This window comes from Micromonospora sp. U56, from assembly GCF_018070095.1.
Taxonomy (GTDB): domain Bacteria; phylum Actinomycetota; class Actinomycetes; order Mycobacteriales; family Micromonosporaceae; genus Micromonospora; species Micromonospora purpureochromogenes.
This window is the reverse complement of the sequence record NZ_JAGPYL010000208.1, coordinates 1-6,113: the sequence shown is the minus strand read 5'-3', so window position 1 is coordinate 6,113 and position 6,113 is coordinate 1. Positions and strand designations below refer to the sequence as shown.

At 73.5% G+C, this 6,113-nt stretch carries 7 protein-coding genes; all 7 read right to left on the bottom strand.

Features of this window, described 5'->3' with window-relative positions:
* A partial coding sequence (pheT, locus tag KBX37_RS33135; RefSeq protein ID WP_210779765.1) for a phenylalanine--tRNA ligase subunit beta occupies positions 1–1,662 on the bottom strand: 1,662 nt, incomplete at its 3' end.
* A gap of 40 nt (positions 1,663–1,702) precedes the next feature.
* Positions 1,703–2,782: a phenylalanine--tRNA ligase subunit alpha gene (pheS, locus tag KBX37_RS33130; RefSeq protein WP_210779764.1), complete on the bottom strand. Its 1,080-nt coding sequence runs from the start codon at positions 2,780–2,782 to the stop codon at positions 1,703–1,705.
* Positions 2,783–2,997: 215 nt separating this feature from the next.
* Complete coding sequence (locus tag KBX37_RS33125; RefSeq protein WP_210779763.1) at positions 2,998–3,837, bottom strand: RNA methyltransferase; 840 nt, start codon at positions 3,835–3,837, stop codon at positions 2,998–3,000.
* Positions 3,838–3,866: 29 nt separating this feature from the next.
* On the bottom strand, positions 3,867–4,259 hold the full coding sequence (gene rplT, locus KBX37_RS33120) for a 50S ribosomal protein L20 (RefSeq protein WP_030335718.1): 393 nt from the start codon (positions 4,257–4,259) through the stop codon (positions 3,867–3,869).
* A 32-nt stretch (positions 4,260–4,291) separates the two neighbouring features.
* A complete protein-coding gene (gene rpmI / locus KBX37_RS33115) occupies positions 4,292–4,486 on the bottom strand; it encodes a 50S ribosomal protein L35 (RefSeq protein WP_026267805.1) in 195 nt (64 codons plus the stop codon).
* A gap of 19 nt (positions 4,487–4,505) precedes the next feature.
* Positions 4,506–5,138 carry a translation initiation factor IF-3 gene (infC, locus tag KBX37_RS33110; protein WP_210779762.1) on the bottom strand — a complete coding sequence of 211 codons (633 nt, stop codon included), beginning with the start codon at positions 5,136–5,138 and terminating at the stop codon, positions 4,506–4,508.
* A 347-nt stretch (positions 5,139–5,485) separates the two neighbouring features.
* Complete coding sequence (locus tag KBX37_RS33105; protein ID WP_210779761.1) at positions 5,486–5,959, bottom strand: PH domain-containing protein; 474 nt, start codon at positions 5,957–5,959, stop codon at positions 5,486–5,488.
* Between the last annotated feature and the right edge of the window lie 154 nt (positions 5,960–6,113).

The window sequence follows — 6,113 nt, the reverse complement described above, 5'->3', positions numbered from 1 at the left end:
GTCGGCGGGCAGGCCGAGCTGGTCGGCGAGCTCCGGCGCGGTGAACGGGTGGGCCAGCACCTCGACGTGGCCGCGCTCGGCCAGCGCGCGGGCCACCGCCCGGCGGCGGCGCTGCTGCCAGGTGAGGCCACGCCCGGCGGGCGCGGTGGGCAGCACGGACGGCACCCGGTCGTACCCGTCGAGGCGGACCACCTCCTCGACCAGGTCGGCCGGGTCGGTGAGGTCGGGTCGCCAGGTCGGCGGGGTCACGGTGAGCACGTCGCCGGCGCCGGCCGCCACGCCGACCTCGCCCGGGTCCTCGGCCAGCCGGTCGGCGCCCCGGACGACGGTGCAGCCGACCTGCTCCAGCAGGGCGACCACCCGCTCCGGGGAGTACGCCACCCCGACCCGCCGGGACGGCAGGTCGGCCGGGAGGATGACCGGCCGCACCGGCCGGACGTGGTCGATGTCCAGGATCTGCTCGCCGACGGTGCCACCGGCGTGCTCGGTGAGCAGCCGCACCGCCCGCTCCAGGGCGACCAGTGGCAGCGCCGGGTCGACGCCCCGCTCCCAGCGCGTCGCCGCCTCGCTGAACAGCCGGTGCCGGCGGGCGGTGCGCCCGACCATCACCGGGTCCCACTGGGCGGCCTCGAAGAGCACGTCGGTGGTGCCGCCGATGACCTCGCTGGTCTCGCCGCCCATCACCGCGGCGAGCGAGATCGGCCCGGTGTCGTCGCAGATGACCATGTCCTCGGCGGTCAGGGTGCGGGCCACCCCGTCCAGGGTGGTCAGCTTCTCCCCCGCCTCGGCGCGGCGGACCACCAGCGGGCCGCTGATCCGGTCGGCGTCGAAGGCGTGCATCGGCTGGCCGAGTTCGAGCATCACGTAGTTGGTGATGTCGACCGGCAGCGAGATGCTGCGTACGCCCGCCACGGTGAGCCGCCGCGACATCCAGCCGGGCGTCTCGGCGGTGGGGTCGATGCCCCGCACCATCCGCGCGGCGAACCGGTCGCAGCCGACCGTGTCGCGCACCTCGACCGGGTACGCCGGCTCGGCGGTGCCGCCGGGCGCGTGCGCCAGGCCCGGGTCACGGAACGGCACGCCGAGGGCGTGCCCCAGCTCGCGGGCCAGGCCGCGCACGCTCAGCGCGTACCCCCGGTCGGGGGTGATGTCCAGCTCGACCACGACGTCGTCGAGCCCCACGACGGGGCGCGCGTCGTCGCCCGGCTTGGCCGGGGTGTCCGGCGGCAGCACGATGATGCCGGAGTGGTCGTCACCCAGGCCCAGCTCCTTCGCGGAGCAGATCATGCCGGCGGAGTTGCGCCCGTAGGTCTTGCGCGCGCCGATGACGAAGTCCCCCGGCAGCACGCCACCGGGCAGGATCACCACCACCCGGTCGCCCTGGGCGAAGTTGCGCGCCCCGCAGACGATCTCCTGCGGCTCGCCGGTGCCGTTCGCGGCGCCGACGTCGACCCGGCAGAACCGGATCGGCTTCTTGAAGCCGGTCAGCTCCTCGATCTCCAGGACCTCGCCGACCACCAGCGGACCGGTGACGCTCTCCCGCAGGTCCACCACGGAGTCGACCTCGATGCCGAGGTCGACCAGGGCCTGCTCCAGGTCGCCGGTGGGCAGGTCGGCGGGGAGGTCGACGTACTCCCGCAGCCAACTGACAGAAACTCGCATGACTTCAGACCACCGTTCCCGTGACTCGTACCCGCATCGCCTACGCCCCGACCCCGAACGCGCGGGTGAACCGCACGTCGCCCTCGGCCATGTCCCGCATGTCGCTGACCCCGTGCCGGAACATCACGGTGCGGTCGATGCCCATGCCGAACGCGAATCCGGAGTAGACCTCCGGGTCGATGCCGCAGGCGCGCAGCACCCGCGGGTTGACCATGCCGCAGCCGCCCCACTCCACCCAGCGCGGCCCGTCCCGGTGCTCCGGGAACCAGACGTCGAACTCGGCCGACGGCTCGGTGAACGGGAAGTAGTGCGGCCGGAAGCGGGTCTTCGCGCCCTCGCCGAACATCGCCCGGGCGAAGTGGTCGAGCGTGCCGCGCAGGTGCGCCATGGTGATGCCCTTGTCCACCACCAGGCCCTCGACCTGGTGGAAGACCGGCGCGTGGGTGGCGTCCAGCTCGTCGGTGCGGTAGACCCGGCCGGGCACGATCACGTAGATCGGCGGCTTGCGGGTGAGCATGGTGCGCGCCTGCACCGGCGAGGTGTGGGTGCGCAGCACCAGACCGGAGCCCTCGGCACCGGCCGGCGGTGCGATGTGGAAGGTGTCCATCAGCCCGCGGGCCGGGTGGTCGGCGGGGATGTTCAGCGCGTCGAAGTTGGTCCACTCCAGCTCGACCTCGGGGCCCTCGGCCACCTCGTAGCCCATCCCGACGAACAGGTCGCTGATCTGCTCCATCAGGGTGCTCAACGGGTGGCGGGCGCCCCGGGGGTGCCGGTCGTACGGCAGGGTCACGTCGACCCGCTCCTCGACCAGCACCCGGGCGGCCTGCTCGCGCTCCAGGACCTCCTGGCGGGCGGCGTAGCCGCTCTCGATCGCCCGGCGGGCCTCGTTGACCCGCTTGCCCGCGTCGGACTTCGCGGCCGGCGGCAGCGCGCCGATCTCCCGGCGCGCCAGCGAGACCGGGGCCCGGTCCCCGAGGTGCGCGGGGCGCAGCGCGGTCAGCGCGTCCGGGTCGGCGGCGGTGGCGAACGCCTTCTCGGCGGCGGCGACGGCCTCGGCCAGGGCGGCCGGGTCCAGCAGGGCGACCTGCTTCGGGTCGTACGGATCGTTGCGGTAGCTCATGGCGTACGGGCACTCCCTCACGGCGGCGCCAGCCCTCACGGGCGGCTAGGCGAGTCTACGGACGCGCGGCTGTGCCGCAGCCCGCCGGTGGGAGTTACGCGGGAGGAAGGGTCGCAGCCCGCCGCCCGCCGACACCGGCGGGCTGGCTAAACGAACGCCGTGACGCGTTCACCATGCGGACGACTCCCCTGTGCTCAGTAGCGCGCGTGACGAGGTCAGCGCAGTGCTCTGGCTGAAGCGTACAGGCAGACGGCGGCGGCCGCAGCCAGGTTCAGGCTCTCGGCGCGGCCGTGCAGCGGCACCCGGACCCGGGCGTCGGCGGCGGCGGTCAGCTCCTCGGGCAGGCCGTGCGCCTCGGAGCCGAACAGCCAGGCGGTGGGGGCGGCGAGCCGCCCGTAGTCGATGAGGTCGTCGAGGTCGCTGTCGCCGTACCCGGTGGTAGCGAAAATCGAGAGCCCGGCGGCATGTAGCGCTTCGACCACCGCGCGGGGGTCGGCGGCGCGGACCACGTCGAGGTGGAAGAGGCTGCCGGCGGAGGCCCGCACGCACTTGCCGTTGTACGGGTCGACGGCGTCGCCGGCGAAGACCACCGCGCCCGCCCCGGCCGCGTCCGCGGTGCGCAGCACGGTGCCGGCGTTGCCCGGGTCGCGGATCTCGGCGAGCACCGCGACCAGGCGCGGGCCGGCGGCCAGGGCGGTCTCCAGCGGCACGTCGAGGTGCCGGCAGACGGCGACGAGGCCCTGCGGGGCGACGGTCTCGGCGAGCGCCGCCAGGGCCTCGTCGGTCACCTCGGAAACGGGTACGTCGGCCCGGGCGGCGGTCGCCGCCAGGTCGGCGTACCGGTCGAGGGCGGCCGGCGTACCGAAGAGTTCGGCGACCGTGCCCGCGCGGGCGAGGGCCTCGCGGACCGCCTGCGGGCCCTCGGCCAGGAACCGGCCGGTGGCCTCGCGGTCCCGGCGGCGGTGCAGCCGGCGGGCGGCGGCCACCCTGGGGGTCCGCGGGGTGAACCGGCCGGAGACAGCGTCGAGGCGCCTCCCGCGCGATGGTGACTGCATGGGAGACGCCTCGATCTGCTGCGGGTGGATCAGGCGGCCTGGGCCGCGGCGCCACCGGTGCCCTCGGCCGCCACGGCGGCGCGGGCCAGCTCGACGATCGCGGCGAACGCCGCGGCGTCGTTGACGGCCAGGTCGGCCAGGATCTTGCGGTCGACCTCGATGCCGGCCAGGCGCAGGCCCTGGATCAGCCGGTTGTAGGTCATGCCGTTGGCCCGGGCACCAGCGTTGATGCGCTGGATCCAGAGCTGCCGGAAGTCGCCCTTGCGGTCACGACGGTCCCGGTAGGCGTACTGCATCGAGTGCAGCACCTGCTCCTTGGCCTTGCGGTACAGCCGGGAGCGCTGACCGCGGTAACCGCTCGCGGTCTCCAGCAGGGTACGACGCTTCTTCTGGGCGTTCACAGCCCGCTTGACGCGTGCCATCTCAACTCCTTCTTCGGTTCAGGTGGCGCGCGTCAGCGGCCGAGCAGCTTCTTGATGCGCTTGACGTCAGCCTTGGCCAGCTCGACCGTGCCGGTCAGCCGGCGGGTCTGGGTGGAGGGCTTCTTCTCCAGGTTGTGGCGGAGGCCGGCCTGCTGGGCAACGATCTTGCCCTTGCCGGTCACCTTGACCCGCTTGCCCATACCCGTGTGGCTCTTCATCTTCGGCATGTGGAACGTCTTCTCCCTGTTACTGGCCGCTGGTGTCAGCGGTCGGGCCGGTCTCGCCGGCCTCCGGGGTCTCGCCGGCCTCTGGAGCACCGGCCTCCTCCGCGCCCCGTTCCCGAGGTCCACCGCGGGACGCCGTGGCGGCGACCGCGGAGGCCTTGACGGCCCGGTGCGGGGCGAGAACCATGATCATGTTTCGACCGTCCTGCTTCGGAGCGGCCTCGACGTATCCCAGGTCCGTGATCTCGGACTCGAGCCGGCGCAGGAGCCGGTAACCCAGCTCCGGGCGGCTCTGCTCGCGACCGCGGAACATGATCGTCACCTTGACCTTGTCGCCCGCCTTGAGGAACCGCACCACGTGACCCTTCTTGGTCTCGTAGTCGTGCGGGTCGATCTTCGGCCGGAGCTTCATCTCCTTGATGACGGTCTGCTGCTGGTTACGCCGCGCTTCGCGCGCCTTCAGTGCGCTCTCGTACTTGAACTTGCCGAAGTCCATGAGCTTGCACACCGGCGGGCGCGCCATCGGCGCAACCTCGACCAGGTCCAGGTCGACGTCCGCGGCCAGCTGCAGGGCGCGCTCCAGCGGGACGATGCCCACCTGCTCACCCTCAGGGCCGACCAGTCGGACCTCACGTGCCCGGATCTGCTCGTTCACGCGTGGTTCGACGCTGATGGGGCCTCCTCGAGTCGAGTGTCCTGCGTGTGGCGACCCCGTGGGCCCCCGGGTGGGGGCCGCCGGAAAGCAGAAGGCCCTGGCGCATGCCAGGGCCCGCTCGACCGGTCGGCACGATCACATGATCGCGCATCCGGGACCGGGACGTGCCCGAAACCGGGGACCGGACCCGGCCACCGTCAGGGGCGACTCGGGTGGGAGCAGGCGCTCCGCTTCAAGACCGCCCGCACGTCGGAACGGGGGCAGTCTGGTCGACTCGGCAACACTACACCCTCGCCCCAGGCATCCCCAAACCGGGCTCGCAGGTCAGCGCGGGTGTGACCGGGGGCTCAGCGACTCGTCTGGCCGGCCGCCGACGCGGCCAGGTGGGCCTGGTGCAGCCGGCGCAGCGCGCGGACGCCCTCGACCGCGATCTGCTCGTCGGCCGCCTGGAGGGCGACCATCGGGACCAGGTCGTCGTCGTGCAGCTCCAGGCTGGCCCAGGGGGCGCCCCGGTCGAAACGCACCCTGCGGACGACCTCCCAGGGCAGCTCGTACGAGCCGATCACGTTGCGCACCCGCACGCCCCGGGCGTCCGCCTCGATCCGGGGGCGGGTGAAGAGCAGGATGGCCAGCGCGCCGAGGACGCCCAGGCCGACCATGGCGAGCTGGTCGCCGCGCTGGAAGGTGCCGTAGCCGTCGCCGGTCCGGCCGGTGAGCGAGGTCGCCACCAGGCTGAAGACCACCAGGACGGCGGCGGCCGAGGCCCAGCAGACCACCCGGATGCGACGGGGCTTGAGGCGGATCAGCTCGGTATCGCTCACCCCACCAGTCTGCCACCCGGTCCCGGGCGGTGGTCCGCCGCCACACGGCCGGCGCCCCCGTCGCCCGACAACGCAGGCGGTGTCAGCCGGCCGGCGGAGCGGGCCGGTCGGCGTACGCGGAGCCCCGCCGCCGCCGTCCCGCCGGATCCTCCGG

Coding starts and splice junctions, on each gene's coding strand:
- pheS (WP_210779764.1), bottom strand. CDS start 2,782: ATGAGCTACCGCAACGATCCGTACGACCCGAAGCAGGTCGCCCTGCTG.
- KBX37_RS33125 (WP_210779763.1), bottom strand. CDS start 3,837: ATGCAGTCACCATCGCGCGGGAGGCGCCTCGACGCTGTCTCCGGCCGG.
- rplT (WP_030335718.1), bottom strand. CDS start 4,259: ATGGCACGCGTCAAGCGGGCTGTGAACGCCCAGAAGAAGCGTCGTACC.
- rpmI (WP_026267805.1), bottom strand. CDS start 4,486: ATGCCGAAGATGAAGAGCCACACGGGTATGGGCAAGCGGGTCAAGGTG.